Source organism: Fredinandcohnia quinoae (assembly GCF_022427965.1).
Taxonomy (GTDB): domain Bacteria; phylum Bacillota; class Bacilli; order Bacillales; family Bacillaceae_L; genus Ferdinandcohnia; species Ferdinandcohnia quinoae.
The window spans coordinates 38569-52260 of sequence record NZ_JAKTTI010000023.1 but is presented as its reverse complement, the minus strand read 5'-3'; the positions used below and the strand labels follow the sequence as shown (position 1 = coordinate 52260).

Annotated in this window: 13 protein-coding genes; 9 read left to right on the top strand and 4 right to left on the bottom strand. The window is 34.0% G+C overall.

The window, feature by feature from the left end; translation table 11 throughout:
- Positions 1 to 40: 40 nt before the first annotated feature.
- The gene (locus MJG50_RS14360; RefSeq protein ID WP_240256436.1) at positions 41 to 490 is read left to right on the top strand and encodes a S1 domain-containing RNA-binding protein; all 450 of its coding nucleotides are present in this window, start codon (positions 41 to 43) and stop codon (positions 488 to 490) included.
- 183 nt (positions 491 to 673) lie between these two features.
- Positions 674 to 1390 carry a YwmB family TATA-box binding protein gene (locus MJG50_RS14355; protein WP_240256435.1) on the top strand — a complete coding sequence of 239 codons (717 nt, stop codon included), beginning with the start codon at positions 674 to 676 and terminating at the stop codon, positions 1388 to 1390.
- Between the two features lie 40 nt (positions 1391 to 1430).
- Here the strand turns inward: MJG50_RS14355 and MJG50_RS14350 are convergent, their stop codons facing one another.
- Positions 1431 to 1829 carry a cytosolic protein gene (locus MJG50_RS14350; protein ID WP_240256434.1) on the bottom strand — a complete coding sequence of 133 codons (399 nt, stop codon included), beginning with the start codon at positions 1827 to 1829 and terminating at the stop codon, positions 1431 to 1433.
- Between the two features lie 328 nt (positions 1830 to 2157).
- Between MJG50_RS14350 and MJG50_RS14345 the strand changes: the two genes are divergently transcribed.
- On the top strand, positions 2158 to 3135 hold the full coding sequence (locus tag MJG50_RS14345; RefSeq protein ID WP_240256433.1) for a ring-cleaving dioxygenase: 978 nt from the start codon (positions 2158 to 2160) through the stop codon (positions 3133 to 3135).
- A gap of 43 nt (positions 3136 to 3178) precedes the next feature.
- Here MJG50_RS14345 and MJG50_RS14340 read toward each other — a convergent pair whose 3' ends face one another.
- Positions 3179 to 3628 (bottom strand): V4R domain-containing protein, encoded by a 450-nt coding sequence (locus tag MJG50_RS14340; protein ID WP_240256432.1) that lies wholly within the window; start codon positions 3626 to 3628, stop codon positions 3179 to 3181.
- 152 nt (positions 3629 to 3780) lie between these two features.
- Between MJG50_RS14340 and MJG50_RS14335 the strand changes: the two genes are divergently transcribed.
- Entirely contained in the window at positions 3781 to 5394 is a 1614-nt protein-coding gene (locus tag MJG50_RS14335; RefSeq protein ID WP_240256431.1) for a sensor domain-containing protein, read from the top strand.
- Between the two features lie 27 nt (positions 5395 to 5421).
- On the opposite strand, the gene MJG50_RS14330 is transcribed toward MJG50_RS14335, so the two are convergent.
- On the bottom strand, positions 5422 to 6054 hold the full coding sequence (locus tag MJG50_RS14330; protein ID WP_240256430.1) for a Crp/Fnr family transcriptional regulator: 633 nt from the start codon (positions 6052 to 6054) through the stop codon (positions 5422 to 5424).
- Between the two features lie 329 nt (positions 6055 to 6383).
- Here MJG50_RS14330 and MJG50_RS14325 point away from each other — a divergent pair, with 329 nt between their 5' ends.
- From MJG50_RS14325 to MJG50_RS14305, 5 genes are all read left to right on the top strand, one after another.
- On the top strand, positions 6384 to 8567 hold the full coding sequence (locus MJG50_RS14325) for a sensor domain-containing protein (RefSeq protein ID WP_240256429.1): 2184 nt from the start codon (positions 6384 to 6386) through the stop codon (positions 8565 to 8567).
- 19 nt (positions 8568 to 8586) lie between these two features.
- Positions 8587 to 10359: a methyl-accepting chemotaxis protein gene (locus tag MJG50_RS14320; RefSeq protein WP_240256428.1), complete on the top strand. Its 1773-nt coding sequence runs from the start codon at positions 8587 to 8589 to the stop codon at positions 10357 to 10359.
- Positions 10360 to 10478: 119 nt separating this feature from the next.
- Positions 10479 to 10925 carry a V4R domain-containing protein gene (locus tag MJG50_RS14315; protein WP_240256427.1) on the top strand — a complete coding sequence of 149 codons (447 nt, stop codon included), beginning with the start codon at positions 10479 to 10481 and terminating at the stop codon, positions 10923 to 10925.
- Positions 10926 to 11062: 137 nt separating this feature from the next.
- Positions 11063 to 12022, top strand: coding sequence for an ABC transporter permease subunit (locus tag MJG50_RS14310; RefSeq protein ID WP_240256426.1), 960 nt, complete (start codon positions 11063 to 11065; stop codon positions 12020 to 12022).
- Complete coding sequence (locus MJG50_RS14305; protein ID WP_240256425.1) at positions 12019 to 12900, top strand: ABC transporter permease subunit; 882 nt, start codon at positions 12019 to 12021, stop codon at positions 12898 to 12900. Before MJG50_RS14310 ends, MJG50_RS14305 begins: the two co-directional genes overlap by 4 nt.
- 75 nt (positions 12901 to 12975) lie before the next feature.
- On the opposite strand, the gene MJG50_RS14300 is transcribed toward MJG50_RS14305, so the two are convergent.
- Complete coding sequence (locus tag MJG50_RS14300; RefSeq protein WP_240256424.1) at positions 12976 to 13563, bottom strand: TetR/AcrR family transcriptional regulator; 588 nt, start codon at positions 13561 to 13563, stop codon at positions 12976 to 12978.
- Between the last annotated feature and the right edge of the window lie 129 nt (positions 13564 to 13692).

Genomic DNA, 13692 nt, shown 5'->3' with positions numbered 1-13692 from the left:
ATAATAAGGTATTGTTAACATTACTAAGGGGGAAATTTTTTTGTCAATCGAAGTAGGTAGTAAGGTTCAAGGTAAAGTAACAGGCATCACTAACTTTGGAGCATTCGTAGAATTACCAGAGGGTTCAACAGGTCTTGTGCATATCAGTGAGGTAGCGGATAGCTATGTTAAGGATGTTAATGATCATCTAAAAATAGGTGATGAAGTACAAGTAAAAGTGATTAGTGAGAAAGACGGAAAAGTTGCCTTGTCCATCAAAAAGGCTATTGATAAACCAGAGGGACAAACTTCTTCTTATTCTGGGCGTCCACCACGTCAGGGTAGAGATGATCGTCGTTCCAAAGACTTCCGTTCAAAAGGCAATTTCAAGCCAAAGGAAAGCTTTGAAGATAAAATGGCGAAATTTTTGAAATCAAGTGAAGAAAATTTATCTTCCCTTAAACGCAACACTGAAACAAAGCGTGGCGGCCGAGGAGGAAGACGCGGATAATTCGATAATAAAATATCTGACATATAAGATAAAGGCATGCCTGAAAAAAAACGGGCATGCTTTTTTGTTATGTCTGAGATAGAAAACCTCTATTGCCTAACTAAAGTAATTTTTAAGTTTGCTAGTCTAATAGGTATATTCTTTCACATTCTTGGTAATGCTTACTAAGGAGGTGAGGGACTTATGAAATTAGCAATCTCAATACTAGTATCATTTGGTTTAGTAATAGGTATTTACTCAAATGATCCTACTGAGTCAAACAAAATAAATGACATGATCGAAGTGAAGGAAATTGCAGATAAAAATAAGATTAATATTTCATCCTGGAAAGTATATCAAAGAAAAGAACTAGATACAGTAAATAACTTCACAGACATGAAGAAGAAAACAAACGAAATTATGATAACATATAAAAACTATGACTGGGAACTAACAGATGAGGAAAAAAATCATCACTATGTTTGGAATGGAAAGAAAAATACAAATACTTCTGGCCTAACTGAAGAATTGAAGCTAACCTCTTATGCTAAAGGTGGAAAATATGAAATTGGAATGTCGTATGAGGTAAGGGGAGCAACATTAAATAATAGCCACCTGGACTGGATAGAAAAGACTTTTAAAGAAGATGAAAATGTTTTTTATACAATATCGGGTAAACTTTCAGAGATAGATATTATAAGCGTATCGGAGAAAATATTGGCCGATTCACAGGGGGAAGTAGTGGAGCAACTAACAGAACCATCATTTGTTTCTATTTCAGCATTTTCTAAAGCTTTTGAATCCGAACTAATTACAAAGGACAATCAAAAAATCAATATGCAAATTGGTTTAAGGGTCGATGATAATCCGAATCAGATTGATGTCACGCTTGGAACGCCAATAATTACAAGTGAATACTAAAAAGGAAGGCGCAATCCAGGTGATATGCGCCTTTTAAGAATTATTCCACATTTTTCGCATCTTCGACAATATGGTAGAGCAGATGTGCAAGATGATGGATTGAGCCATATTCTTGTTCTTCAGAATCCTCTTCAGTTTCATCTTGAAATTCGAGATCATTTAAATACAATGCAAGAAATTCATAAAAGTCCTTCAGTTCAAAAGAAAAACAAAAGGTTGGATCCTCGGACTCCTCTTCATACTGGAGGGCGAGATAATGCAAGTTCCCTTCAGAATCTTCACCATCAAAAAAGACAAAAAAGCCAATATTCGTATCTAATTCAAATAAATGACGAGTTCCACCTTCCGTTACCTTTTCAAAATCCTCCTCCTCAAGAATCTTTACATTCATCGCTTCAACCGCGTCTTCTTTGTGAAAATTCACGGATATAGTTTTCATGTGACACCTCCCAATCAATTTCCTCTATCCCGCATTAACGAGCAGTAATCCCACACTACAAGACTTAGCAAAAACTAGAAGCATTAGTGAAGGATAAACTGCCCGTAAAAGCCCGATTAGTTCAACTAACAATCAGCGGGGGCCCACTGCTTGAAGTTTCACTTAGTATAATGCACCGAAAAAGATGGAACTAATCAAGGTTAGATAGCAAAATTGACAACACAACAATTTTTTGGTATATTTATCTCGAAATTAAGATGTTTTAAATTAAGATAAAGTATTCGAATTACAATAATATAGCACCTTAAATATAATTGGAGGAATTAACATGAAGAGTTTAAAAGGAATGCACCATGTTACTGCGATTACAAGTAGTGCAGAGAAGAACTATGAATTTTTTACGTATGTATTAGGCATGCGTTTAGTCAAGAAAACTGTGAATCAAGACGATATCCGCACCTATCACTTATTTTTTGCTGATGATACAGGTAGTCCCGGTACAGACATGACTTTTTTTGATTTTCCTGGTATTCCACAGGGTGTGCATGGTACTGATGAGATTTCTAAAACATCATTCCGTGTACCAAGTGATGAGGCAATCGGGTATTGGGTTAAACGCTTTGACCGCTTAGAAGTAAAGCATACGGGGATTAAAGAGCAATTTGGTAAAAAGACACTCTCCTTTGTTGATTTTGATGATCAACAATATCAATTGATTTCAGATGAAAATAATGAAGGTATTAAAGCGGGTACACCGTGGGAAAAGGGGCCGATCCCATTAGAATATGCGATTACTGGATTAGGACCAATTTTTGTACGAGTAGCAAACTTCGATTATTTTAAAGAAATGATGGAAAAAGTTCTATTATATAAAGAAATTGGTCAAGAAGGAGATTTTCATTTATTTGAAGTTGGTGAAGGTGGCAATGGGGCACAAGTGATTGTCGAACATAATACGACTCTTCCCCAAGCACGTCAAGGCTTTGGAACAGTTCATCACGCTGCCTTCCGTGTGGATGACAGATCTGTATTAGATGAATGGGATCATCATTTGAGAAGCTTTGGTTTCCAAACATCAGGATTTGTGGATCGCTTCTTTTTCGGGTCTTTGTATTGTAGAGTAGCACCACAGATTTTATTTGAATTTGCAACAGATGGCCCTGGATTTATGGGAGACGAACCTTATGAAACACTTGGTGAAAAATTATCACTTCCTCCATTTTTAGAGGGTAAACGTGAACAAATTGAAAGTTTTGTCAGACCAATTGATACAGTAAGAAGTACAATAGAATTGGTAAAGGAATAAGGAATTAAATGCACATCCTAAAAATGGATGTGCATTTCTTGCTTTATGAATATGTAATAATGTATTCGCAATGTTCATCCCCGTTCACATTACACTTTATTTCCCTTACACTTATTTTGCCATCATATATCTTTGAAAGAGCTCCTTCTAAAATTGCTCCTTCTAAGTCACATACCATGTTACCTTCCATAGGCGGAAGCCCTTCACAGAAGCAGTCTTCAATCGCGATATGTATTTCATTATCGGTTCTTTTCAAGATTTTTGGAATCCCAATTTTTAATTCCTCGAATAGGTTAAGGGCATCTTCAACTGTATGGATAGGCATACTCTTTCCAATTTCTCTTCCGACAGTTAAAGTAGTATTTTTCCCCTTCATTGGCAGTCCTTGATACATTCCAATCAAGCGTACAGAACGAAATAATTCGAGTGGGACAAGATCTCCCAAAGTTTCGCGTTTGATTTTTTTCATATCATCAAATGTAAATAAATTCATTATGATTCACTCCATTACTTCTTTGTTAAAAAATCTAAGATTTATATTTTAATTATAGTAATATTTCTTCTTCGAAACATTGATTTATATCAATTTCATTTAGGAAATATACTAGTAGAATGAATAATAAGGGAAAATAGAGGTGAATAAATATGGATAAATTTGGTGCAGAGTTATATAAGGATATCTTCGAGCAACTTAATTTTTCCGCCATTATAACTGACGAAAATAAGACAATTATTTCTGTAAACGCTGCTTATCTATCATTAAGTGGGTGCAAGAAGGATGAAATGCTTAATAAGCAGATTGAATTGTTTTTTGCTGACACATATGATGAATTAAGAGATGAGATCGTAATAAAAACAAATGATGGCCGTGAGATTTTACAACAGCTTATTGTTAATCCAATTAAAGTTGAAAACCATTCATTCCAAATTTGGTTAATGACGGATTATCAGGTAAGTGGTTTAGATCCTTTAACGAAACTTCCAAATCGTTTTTTACTATCCCAAAAAATTGACAAAGCAATTCAAAAAGCCCGAACAGAGGGTGCAATCTTTGCTGTATTGTTTTTAGACTTGGATCGATTTAAATTTGTGAATGATACACTTGGCCATTCATATGGAGATTTGCTATTGAAGGAGGCGGCAAATCGGATTAAGACTGCAATTGGTCATCATAATGTGATTGCAAGAATGGGTGGGGATGAATTCGTTTGTGTTCTTGAAGATATAAGGGACGAAAAAGAGGCAGAGCAATACGCAAAAAAAATACTCGAAGCATTCTCGACCCCCTATCTATTAAATGAAACAGTGATCTATGTAACAACAAGTGTTGGGATTAGTACCTTTCCATATGATGGTGATGAGGTTGAGATGCTCATTACGAATGCTGATTCCGCGATGTATGTTGCTAAGAAAAAGGGGCGAAATCAATATGAGATGTCAAACGCTGATATTAGTGCGGGTGGGTTTGAAAAATTACTGATCGAAAATAACTTGCGAAGAGCATTGGAGAATGATGAACTTTCACTCTATTTTCAGCCACAAGTTAATTTGAAGTCGAACCGAATTATGTCAATGGAGGCATTGCTGCGTTGGAAACATCCAGATTTAGGCATGATCTTACCTGGAGAATTTATTCCAATTGCTGAAGAAACCGGTTTGATTTTGCCAATTGGAGATTGGGTAATACGAACAGCATGCCACAAAATGAAAGAATGGCAAGATGATGGATATCCTCCGATTAGAGTAGCTGTTAATCTATCGGCAGGACAGTTTTTGCAAAATGATTTAGTCGAAAAGATTAGGAATGTTTTAACAGAGGTCTCACTCGATCCCACTTATTTAGAGCTTGAGATTACTGAAAATATGGTGATGCAAGATGTACATAAGGCAATCGACGTACTACAACAGTTAAAAGAATTAGGTGTATGGATTTCAATTGATGATTTTGGTACAGGTTATTCATCCTTAAACTATTTGAAGGATTTCCCAGTGGACACTTTAAAAATTGATCGTTCATTTATCTATGATATTGATAAAAATCCGAGCAGTGTTGCGTTAACAAAGGCGATTACAACATTAGCTCATGATCTGAAATTAAAGGTTATTGCAGAGGGGGTAGAAAATTACAAACAATTATCAATGGTTAAGCAATTCTCTTGTGATGTTGTCCAGGGGTATTATTTTAGTCAACCTTTAAGCTATGACCATGTGGTTCGCTATTTAAATGAATATCAGAGTTCAAAAGTGAATAATGCATAGGATATAAAAAAGAAAAAACTACTGTCTTTAAGACTCAGCCAGTAGTTTTAGTTTCCGATAGTTAAGAATATGTAGATTTTTATTATCATCGAACTTAATTAAATTTTCCTCTGTAAGTAACTTGATTTTCCGGCTAAGAGTTTCTGGTGTTGTTCCTAGCAAAGAAGCCAGCTCTTTTTTTTGAATTGGAAGTTGAAAGCATTTATGTACGGGTTGAATTTTTTCCGAAAAAAGTAGAATTGCTCTGGCAAGTCGTTGTTCTACTTCAAGAAGGCTTAATGAACGAACTAATTCATCGGTTACTTGTAAGCGTTCAAATAAGGTAGTAATGATCTTAGAAGAGAGCTCTGGGTTAGTTCGCATTGCCTTTGTGAAGTCATTCTTATTAATCGTACAAATTATACTATTTTCAAGTGCCATGGCATTGGTATAGTACTTACCGTCTTTTAATAAGGATGACTGTCCGAATATGTCCCCCGGAAATAATAAGCGAATGATTTGCTCCTTACCATTAGATGATACATTTGATAATTTAATAAGGCCACTTTCTGGAATGAAAAAGGTATCTGCGTTCTCCCCCTCCCTAAAAATAATCTCTCCTTTCTGAAAGAAAGTTGCGTGAGTTACTTTTTCTAAAAATACAAACTCTTCTTCATTCAAATTTTTAAAAATAGGCACTGTTCTTACACAGTTAGACTGATGACAACATAGTGATTCCATCTGAGAATTCATTCCTTTGTTGAAAATATGTGAGGTGTAGTGGCATTTATACTTTTACAATATTGCACTATTAACATGGTAGTATATCTCAAAATAAAAAGATTATAAGTGATATATATCACTTATAAAAAATCGAAATTTCAACTTGATTTAAATCAAGTTAAATAGAGTGTTGGTTTAGTAATCTAGGAATGATAGAGACTATGGATATTTTAGTAGCAATGTATCTCTGAAATGACTCCCAGAAAACAATAAAAAATGAGGTTTGGATGGACATGAAAATAAAAATAGAAGGTGAAAAATATAGTTCCATTATTCATTCCTTACTTAACAAAGTAATGGAAATCGGGGAGGAGTGGACAGAGTATAGTGATTTCTGTGAATTAATTGAAGAAATTGATTCAGAGTTATATGAGTTGATCAATATAGGATACGCAATCGATCAATCATTTATTATTTCGGCTACAGATGATAAAGGGAAAATTATCTATGTAAATGATAAATTTGTTGAAATGTTTAAATATAAAGCTTCTGAATTAATAGGAAAAAGACATCGAATCTTGAATTCAGGTTATCATGATAATTCTTTCTTTAGGGATATGTGGAATATCATACAAAATGGGGAAGTATGGACAGGAGAAATAAAAAATAAGGCAAAAGATGGATCCTTTTATTGGGTGAATACAGCGATTGTACCATTACTCTCCACAAATGGCGATCCGTCTAGATATATCGTATTTGGGACTGATATTTCACAGAGAAAAGAAAGTGATGAGAAACTAGTTAATGCTTTAAAAAATGATTTTGAACTAGTAGTAAATACATTACAAAATCTAGTTTTTAAGGTTGCTAAAGATGATTCAGGAAATTTTATTTATCTGTTTGGTGAGGGGAAACTTGCATATCAATTAGGAGTTCAAACTGATGTGATTTATAAAAAAGGCCCAAGGGAACTTTTTCCTGAATATTTAGCTGACTTATTAGAAAAATCATATGAACAAGGATTCCGAGGGACAACGTTAACGTATAATTATTCTTTTAATAAAAGATACCTCCAATCTACATTATCTCCTAAATATGAAGGAGAACAAATCATAGAATTAATAGGCTGTTGTAATGATATGACAGAATTATATGCTGCACAGGAAGAAATCAAGTTTCTATCATTTTATGATACATTAACTAACTTACCTAATAGAAGAAAGTTTAATGATGATATTTCAAAGCTCATAAGTAAATTTAAGAAGGAAGAAATAAGGGGCTTTTCCATTTTTCTTGTTAATTTGGACAGATTTAAAAATGTTAACGATTCACTTGGTCATACCGTTGGGGATAAGTTATTAATAGAAGTTAAGAACAGGTTGTTAACGGTTCAAGTAGAAAAAGGTTGTCTATATAGGCTTACCGGAGATCAATTTATTATTTTATGCACTGATATGTATGATGAATTATTACTTGAACAATATGCCATGACTATTTTGGATGTATTTGATAGTCCTTTTAATGTGGATCAAACATTAACCTTACATATGTCTTGCTGTATAGGTGCTTGCGTGTGCTTAGATGATGAAGAGGATCCCGATTCACTGTTTAAAAAGGCAGATACAGCTTTACATACTGCAAAATCTCTAGGTAAGAACACATATAAAAAATATGAACAAAAAATGAAGCAGCATTATGATGAGTATTTATTAATCGAATATTATCTACCTATCGCTAGGCAAAACGATGAATTCGAACTATACTTCCAACCCAAGTTAGATTTAACAACAAATTCAATAAATGGAATGGAAGCATTACTGCGGTGGGATCATCCAATTTTGGGAAATGTTCCACCAAGTAAATTTATTCCGATTGCTGAGGAAACGGGGCATATTATTAAAATTGATGAATGGGTATTAAAAAAGGCGTGTTTGCAAAATAAGAAATGGAGCGAGGGAATGTTTCAAATTCCTTTACGCGTTGCGGTTAATATTTCCCCACTTCACTTCCGCCATCCCAATTTTGTGAATATGCTAGAAAGAGTTTTGAAGGAAACAAATTTGGAACCTGAATTTTTAGAAATAGAGATTACAGAAAATACAGTTATAGATAATATCGAGGAATGTATAGCATGTGTGGTAAAACTAAGGGAAATGGGTGTGATCGTTTCCATTGATGACTTTGGAACGGGTTATTCGGCATTGAGTTATCTTAAAAACCTTCCAATTAATTGTCTAAAGATAGACCAATCATTTATTAAGGAAATTGCAAAAAATATAGGAGACATTGCAATTGTCAAAGCAATTATTTGTCTAGCACATGAGATGGGACTTAAGGTTGTTGCTGAGGGTGTTGAAGAAAAAGAGACACTAGAGTGCTTAAATGAATTAGGGTGTGATGAAATACAGGGCTATTATGTAAGTAGGCCTATGCCAAGTAGTGAATTCGAGAAAAAAATTATAAGAGGTTGATATTAAGGGGGAAATCGTAATGAGTAAGGGAAGGAACTCGTTATTACAGAAGTTTCAATTTCATACCATCCGAGCAAAATTAATTGCTATTAGTCTATTATTACTAACTGTACCTTCTATCATTATAGGTATTTCAGGCTATGTAGTGAGTAAAAGCAGTTTAGATGAACTTGGTAAAACTAACTTGAAGAATAGTGTCGAATATTCGATTAAACTTATTGATGAATTAAATGTGCGTGTGGAACAAGGTGAATTGACATTAGATCAAGCTCAAGAGGAAGCAAAGGTTTTGTTACTTGGAAACAAGAATGATGATGGCACAAGAGAAATTGATAAAAATATAGATATGGGTGAAAACGGTTACCTATTTATTTTAAATAATAAAGGGGACCTTCTCGTCCACCCTACAAGTGAAGGAGAAAATCTTTGGGATTCAAAGGATTCTAATGGCGTCATGTTTGGTCAAGAACTTGTTAAGAGTGGTTTGGCTGGGGGAGGATTTAGTTACTATGAGTGGCCTCTTCCCTATAACGAAAGTGAAATTGCTCCAAAAGTTAGTTACTCAAAAATGGATCCTAACTGGGATTGGATAGTTGCTGCGGGAACCTTTATGGTAGATTTTAATGAAGGCGCGGACCATTTATTAAATGTACTGGTAATTACACTTGTATTTAGTTTGTTGCTTGGATGTATTATTATTTGGTTATTCTCGGGACGTTTATCTAAACCGATTATTATAGCTGTTGAAAGGATTGGTAAAGTTGCTTTAGGGGACCTAACTGTGGAAGAAATTAAATTAAAACAGAAGGATGAAGTAGGTCGTCTTGCAAAAGGTTTTAACCTGATGGTGAATAATTTGAAGGAGATAATTTCGAAGGTAGCTGAAGCCTCTGATTCATTGGCAGCATCGGCTGAGGAGTTAAATGCCAGTGCAGATCAAAGTGCAAAAGCTTCTGAACAAATTGTTACTGCTATAGAACAAGTATCAACTGGATCCAATGATCAAGCAGAATATGTTAGTAATACACGTATGATTGTGGATAATATTTCAAATAGAATCGCAACAATTACAAATCGAACAAATGAAGCAACTAGTGCTGCGGAAATTGCGTCTAGTAACACAGAAGAAGGACAAGTTGTAATGAAACAAGTAATTACACAAATGGATTATATAGAATCATCGACAACAACTATGAGTCAACATATTAACTCACTTCAAGAAAAGTCATTAAAAATTGGACAAATTGTTACACTCATTACAGAAATATCAGATCAAACGAATCTTCTATCATTAAATGCTGCGATTGAGGCTGCTAGAGCAGGAGAACATGGAAAGGGTTTTGCAATAGTTGCACAAGAAGTAAAAAAATTGGCTGAGCAATCAAGTCAATCAGCAAGACAGATTGATATATTTATTAAGGAAATGCAAAAAAGTACAATTGAGGTTGTTAATTCGATGAAATATAGCAAGGATGCTGTTATTAAAGGAACGTCATTTACTGATGAGGTAGGAGAAACCTTTGAGCAAATTGCCATCGCCGTATTTGAAATAACAGAATTTATAAGAGAGGTACATGAACAATTAAGTGATATCCACATTAGTTCTGATTCATTAGTCGATGCGATGAGGCATACGGATCACATTATTCAAGAAACAAATAATGCTACTCAAGAAGTTGTTGCTTCAACTGAGGAGCAGAATGCATCAATTGAAGAAATAAGTGCTGCTACTCAAGTATTGGCAAGAATGGCTCAGGAATTGCAGGATGCAGCTATGAAATTTAAACTCTAGTAAAATTCAGTACTACTTAGGCATAAGTTAACATGTATATTAAGAAATTGATTTGTATCAAGGTTTCAAAATATGAAAAAAGATATTATTAACCTATACATAGGAAAGGTAGTGTCAAAATGGATGACTTCTCATTTGAAGAATTAAAAAACATTAATAGAAAAAAACTAAGTAACTCAGTACCACTTGAACTTTATCGGGCAATTCGCTTAATTGGAATGTATCAAGGACTTCCAATGCATGGTAAAAGTACGACTGCAACAATTGGGAGAAAGATTGGAGAAAGTCTCCCTGTAAACTCTATTAATGAGGCATTGAAATTATTTGAATCACTAAATATTGGAGTACCTACAATTGTTGATGAAAAGGAGAATGAAGTTATAGTTCAAGTCGATGATTGTTTCTGTAAGGGATTGCCTCATAAGGAAGGCCATCTAGTGTGTGATTTAGAAGGGGCAATTTTAGAAGGGGCTTTTACGAAGATATTGGATAAAAGGGTTAGGGCAAAAGAAACAAAATGTAATGTAAATGGTGATAGTTGCTGCGAATATCAGGTGAAAATGTAATGGACGTAGAAGAGACTGATTAAGAAATATTCAGTCTCTTTTTTTTTTGATTATTTATCTATATGATATATTAATATAACTGTAAAACTATTCATAATTTGGTAAAGTATAATTATATTCAAATATATACAACTAGAATGGAGAAGTATATGAAAACATCCATCTTTTCAATTATCCTCAAACAACTATTACTATGGGGTTTGTCCACAGTTCTTCTTATCATTATTATCTTCATACCAAGAGATGTTATCTTTGAAACTAGTAAATATGGAGATATACAGAATGTTGTTTATCACTATAGTATTGAAAATCATATTGAAAATATCAAGTCCTTTTTTCACTATGTGAAAGAGAACAAAGGATTAGGTGAATACGCAAGTGGGGAATCAGTTGGGGCACATGTTTTTGAAGCATCAATTAGAAGTTTAAAGCTTATCATACCAGCGATTTTATTAGGGTTCTTTTTAGGAATTGTAAAAGGAGTTTTTGATTTTTTAACGAAGAGGAAGAAAATTGGAGTTGGAAGCGGGATGACATGGTTCATGTTATCTGTTCCAGATTTATTTTTCATGGTTTTCAGTCAGCTGGCACTTATGTTTCTATATGAAAAGGGTCTTTTCCCGCATATCGATTTATTTGGACATGAAAAAGCAGAAAATCAGATTGTTGCGATTGTTTTCCTAGCAATGTATCCACTCTTTTTTATTGCAAATATAACATATACGAGCCTGCTGGAAGAGGAATCTATGGATTATATTCCGACTGCAAAATCAAAGGGTGTAGGGAGTTTTAAAATTCTTTCAGTCCATATGTTGAAAAATGCCTTGCAGAAGATCAATGTGAGTAGTAATACAATGACCTTATATGTTCTATCAAATTTATTTATTGTTGAATTTTTAACGAATTACCGAGGTGCTGCTTACTATTTTTTTAGTTCGATTGCAACACCGAGCAGCTTTCGTGTTGGACAGTCATTTTTTATAAATCTAAATATCGCATTCGGCTTTGTACTATTATTTACCTTTATTATCTTTCTTTCAAATGCATTCTTTCAAACTATTAATTCATTCGTGACACCGAAAGGAAAAGACATATGAGGAGATTCTCATTTTATATTGGTATTTCAATCTTAAGCTTTATTCTGTTGATGGCGATTATTGGACCATATTTACCGATGATTGATACTGAGTTATCTGAAAGTCTTTATATAAAGCATGATAATGGCAAAATTGAAGTACCCCCATACCCACCATCAAAGGATTATTTACTAGGAAGTGATAGACGGGGAGTAGATCTATTAAGTAGATTAGTAGTTGGTGCAAGGGAAACATTAGTGGTTATTTTTGGGATCGTATTCATCCGATTTATGATTGGATTACTATTGGGATTAGGGTCCCTCTATTCAAGGGTTATACGAGGTGTATTAAACATATGGTATCAACTTTTTTCCTATATCCCATCGGTTTTCCTTATAGTGATGATTGTAGGAATACCATTCTTCTTATTTTCTCCTAGTCGAGCTTATTGGTTTGTCTTTGTAATTGCCTTAATAGAGGTAGGAAGAGTAGGGGATGTGATCTACAAATTAGTGAAGGAAATTGCAGGCAAGCCTTATTATGAAGCTGGTATTGTCGCAGGATGTACCCCTTTTCGCTTATCAAGAAAGTACATATTCCCGAATATGAAATCGCAATTGGTGACGATTATTGTTAATGAATTAGGTCGCACACTGTTCTTAATTGCCCAGTTAGGAATTGTCGGCATTTTTATTAGCATGTCTTTTGAAGCGGATGGATTTGGTGGATACAATTTTATTAATACATCTGATTCATGGGCATTGGTTCTTTCTGGCATCTTAAAGGATATGTGGAGTGCAAAAATAATTCCAATGAGTGCGATTTTCTTAATATCGTTAACTGTCCTATCCTTTTATCTAGTGGGGAATGGAGTTATTAGAAGATTTAATAAGAGGTAAAGTTGCTAGGATTTGCTAACGACCGTAAAATTATAAATAAGGTCTGCTCTCAATATGTAAGAGGCAGACCTTATTTCAATCCCTTTTCCCAACGATTCCATAAAAGATCAAATTCATGATATCTTCAGTTATAGGGAGGATTTTTTGATAGACTTCTTCACGCTGAATATAGTCATGAAAGGCTTGGATAAATAATAATATCGCTTCATTTGACAGATTAGGGTCCACATACCCGTGTTTCTTCCCTTCGTCAAATAAAACAATAAAGCGCGGAATGGCCTGTTCTACATATATTTTCTCCATATAATTTTTATCAGTTGTATATTCCTTCATTAAATAATCATAAAAATCCTCATGAATCTGTTGTGCCGCTTCTTTCTTAGCAAATACAATCTGCTTGATTTTCTCAGGAAAATCAATGGTATTGTTATTTATGATTTGATCAAATTCATCAGATGCCTTATCCAAATAATATAGAAATGTTTCATGAACTAAATTATGTTTGCTTTCAAAATAATTATAAATTGTGACTTGTGATACATTTGCTTCTTTGGCGATTTCGGAGATTGCGATTTTTTTTACTCCAAATTCCATAAATAAGCTTAATGCTGCCTCTAAAATATTTATTTTCTTTTGTTCTCTTCGCCGCTGAAAACCGTCCATTTCTTTCACCTCATTGTTAGTGTAGACAAAGTTTTGAAATAAAACAATAAGAATATTTCATAAACTATTGTCAAAAGAGATATATTTTTATATTATGAACTAAACCGATAAAAATATTTCAAAACTATT

Bases quoted from the DNA above. Each gene is read 5' to 3' on its own strand.
- MJG50_RS14335 (WP_240256431.1), top strand. From the start codon at position 3,781: ATGGATAAATTTGGTGCAGAGTTATATAAGGATATCTTCGAGCAACTT.
- MJG50_RS14315 (WP_240256427.1), top strand. From the start codon at position 10,479: ATGGATGACTTCTCATTTGAAGAATTAAAAAACATTAATAGAAAAAAA.
- MJG50_RS14300 (WP_240256424.1), bottom strand. From the start codon at position 13,563: ATGGACGGTTTTCAGCGGCGAAGAGAACAAAAGAAAATAAATATTTTA.
- MJG50_RS14350 (WP_240256434.1), bottom strand. From the start codon at position 1,829: ATGAAAACTATATCCGTGAATTTTCACAAAGAAGACGCGGTTGAAGCG.
- MJG50_RS14345 (WP_240256433.1), top strand. From the start codon at position 2,158: ATGAAGAGTTTAAAAGGAATGCACCATGTTACTGCGATTACAAGTAGT.
- MJG50_RS14310 (WP_240256426.1), top strand. From the start codon at position 11,063: ATGGAGAAGTATATGAAAACATCCATCTTTTCAATTATCCTCAAACAA.
- MJG50_RS14305 (WP_240256425.1), top strand. From the start codon at position 12,019: ATGAGGAGATTCTCATTTTATATTGGTATTTCAATCTTAAGCTTTATT.
- MJG50_RS14340 (WP_240256432.1), bottom strand. From the start codon at position 3,628: ATGAATTTATTTACATTTGATGATATGAAAAAAATCAAACGCGAAACT.
- MJG50_RS14325 (WP_240256429.1), top strand. From the start codon at position 6,384: ATGGACATGAAAATAAAAATAGAAGGTGAAAAATATAGTTCCATTATT.
- MJG50_RS14355 (WP_240256435.1), top strand. From the start codon at position 674: ATGAAATTAGCAATCTCAATACTAGTATCATTTGGTTTAGTAATAGGT.
- MJG50_RS14320 (WP_240256428.1), top strand. From the start codon at position 8,587: ATGAGTAAGGGAAGGAACTCGTTATTACAGAAGTTTCAATTTCATACC.